General features: G+C 50.1%; 3 protein-coding genes. 1 reads left to right on the plus strand and 2 read right to left on the minus strand.

Translation table 11 applies throughout. From position 1 onward, the window contains the following. Window positions 1–146: 146 nt before the first annotated feature. Window positions 147–1,214, minus strand: a complete 1,068-nt coding sequence (locus ACEW8P_RS17355) for an acyl transferase (protein WP_373514338.1) — start codon at window positions 1,212–1,214, stop codon at window positions 147–149. A gap of 38 nt (window positions 1,215–1,252) precedes the next feature. Between ACEW8P_RS17355 and ACEW8P_RS17360 the strand changes: the two genes are divergently transcribed. Next, window positions 1,253–1,792, plus strand: coding sequence for a hypothetical protein (locus tag ACEW8P_RS17360; protein WP_373514339.1), 540 nt, complete (start codon window positions 1,253–1,255; stop codon window positions 1,790–1,792). A gap of 6 nt (window positions 1,793–1,798) precedes the next feature. On the opposite strand, the gene ACEW8P_RS17365 is transcribed toward ACEW8P_RS17360, so the two are convergent. Then, on the minus strand, window positions 1,799–2,735 hold a 937-nt coding region (locus ACEW8P_RS17365; protein WP_373514340.1), incomplete at its 5' end, for a PAS domain-containing sensor histidine kinase.

The following is a 2,735-nucleotide window of genomic DNA, read 5'->3' on the forward strand; positions in this document are numbered from 1 at the left end:
GAGCGACTCGTCATTCTGGGCGGGCCTAATATCTCGCTCGAGGACGTGAAGATGCATGCGGGGCAAATGTGAAAACGTTCTTCGGTCTTAGTTAGGGAGCCGCTTGTGAGCAATATAATTTTTCATTTAAACGAAGAACGAACAACTCACAGAACCATCAAACTACATCCACGCACGTCGGAGTTGTCGAAACGACCCATCACGTAGAAGGTTTCGGCTTCCGGGCCGAAGCGGCCCAAATCCTGGGTTTCGACGAAACTGCATGTATCGAGGTTAGCGAGATCCACGACGTTGATTCCCCCCGTGCCTTCGAATTGACCATAAGCACGAACATCGAGTGGGTCGTTGGGGTCGCGAAGCAGGACGCGCATTGTGGTGCCGGGCCGGAAAAGTCCTTCGCCGGGTGAGTAAGCCTGAGAGAGTAGTTCGGTCATGCCGTATTCGGAGTGAATGGCGGGAACGTTCAGTTTTTGTTTCAAAATGTCGTGTACTTCTTCGCGCAGCATTTCGCGGCGGCGGCCCTTCATGCCGCCCGTTTCCATGATGACGAGATCCGGGATGTCCTGTAGAAAGGATAAATCCTCATCGCTCTCTGCCCAGTCCAGCAATGCGAAGGTTACGCCCAACACAAGTGTTTTGCGCTTCTTCTGGGTTTCTGCCTCCTCATTGTCAGATAGTTTCTGTAGCTGATTAGTTAGCTTCTCGATATCGTGCAGATAGAAGTCCGAAGAATTTGACTCAGTTTTTCCAATAAAATGCTGAACCATATATACCAAAGACGAGTTGTTTCGTTCAAGGTACGAAGGTAGCAGGGCTAAGATGTGGAAACGATCCAAGGGCCCGTACTGCTGCTCGAAAATGCGCTGACTGAGGAATTGATAGAGGGAAGCATCGTAGAGTGTATGGGCACTAGTCGTTATGCCGGTAGTGCCGCTGCTTTCGAACTTGACCGCCGGACGGGGCGGCTGGCCGGTTCTGATAGTGTGGTGCTTGAAGAATTGAATGGGGAGATGAGGGACCTCTGCCAGCCGTTCCAGGCGGTCATTTTTAATATTCAGGTGGGAAAGATAAGCCCGGTAAGTTGGGTTGTATTCGGCCTGGTAGCGAAACACCCGCAGCGCCACCTCTTCAAAGTCAGCGGGCGTTACCGCCAGAATCTGGCGCCTCAGTTCCTCTCTTATTTCTTTCGGGGAATTGTTGCCTGACGATTCCAATCCAGTTAATTTCGTGAATCAATTTTCAAATATAGCACATGCGTAATCTTCTCGGCGTAGGATTTTTTCTGATAATTATCACGGGACTGACGCTCAGTAGTTGCGTCGATACGCCCGATTTTGATAACACGCCCAGCATCCGTTTCAACGACGTGGAACCATTTACGATCTACGACAGCTTTTCTCAAACCAATGCCGACTCCATCGTCATTACCATCGACTTCGAAGATGGCGACGGTGACTTGGGCATTTCGCCCGAAGAACGTAGCGACACCACCAAGCTAAATACAATCTATAAAGAGTGGGGAAATTACGAGATTACGGTGTTGGAAAGAAAAAAGGACGGTACTTTCCAGGTTAGGCCCGTGTCGGTTTTTGATAAATTATTCTTCGATACTTTGAAGCGTGATGGCAAGCCCGGCCCCATCAAGGGCAAGCTGGACTTCCGCCAAACGCTCCCCGCCTCCCGCTTTGCCAAGCTTACTACCGTCAAGTTCCGCATCCGCGTCCGTGACCGCGCCTTTAACATCAGCAACTCTGTGGAGACGGATACGCTTTCGGTGTATCTTGAGCAATAACCGCCTCTACTCGATTTTCATCACGATCCGAAACGTAGTGCCTTTCCCTGGTTCAGATGACTTGACGAATAATCTGCCGCTGTGGTAAATCTCGATGATCCGCTTGGCCAGCGTCAGGCCTAGTCCCCAACCCCGCTTTTTTGTACTGAACCCCGGCCGGAAAATCTTAGCCGCGTTGTTTTTGCTCATCCCCTTGCCATTGTCCTGGATGTCAATGTAGACCTCATTTTGCGCGAGCAAGGGCATAAGCGTGATGCGGATTTCTCCCACACCCTTCATGGCATCTACCGCATTTTTGCAAATATTTTCTATTACCCATTCGAAGAGGTTCTTATTGAGCAGCACGGTTTGCCCCTCGGGTAGTTCATCATCGATAAAGAAGGCCACCTTAGAAGACACCCGTCGTTGCAGGTAGCTGATAAAACTCGTTACGATTTGGGCGACTTCCTCCTCTTTCAAAGTAGGTACTGAGCCAATGTTAGAGAAGCGTGTCGTAATCATTTCGAGCCGCTGCACGTCCTTTTCAATTTCTTCCGCAATAGACGGGTCTATGTCAGGATCGGCACGAAAGTATTCCGTCCAAGCCATTAATGATGACAGCGGCGTGCCAAGTTGGTGAGCTGTTTCCTTGGCCAGGCCCACCCACACCTGATTTTGCTCGGCTTTCCGTGCTGAACTAAACGCCAGGTAAGCCAGGAATCCAATAATAAAAATTCCCGATAGCTGGATGTAAGGATAATACCGGAGTTGGGTGAGCAGGAAAGAGTTGCTGTAATACACGTATCCTTCTCGCCCTTCGCCGATCTCGACCGGAATCGGGGCATGTTCCTCTTTCATGATTTCCAGATTTTCGGCGATTATTCTTTCCTGCGTTTCAGGCGAGGGTTTATTTGGGAAAGAGAGGTTGTTGTGCGCCGCCGCCATGTTGTTCTCATCGATATAA

Origin of the sequence: Persicitalea sp., from assembly GCF_041751555.1 — a bacterium.
Classification (GTDB): Bacteria; Bacteroidota; Bacteroidia; order Cytophagales; family Spirosomataceae; genus Persicitalea.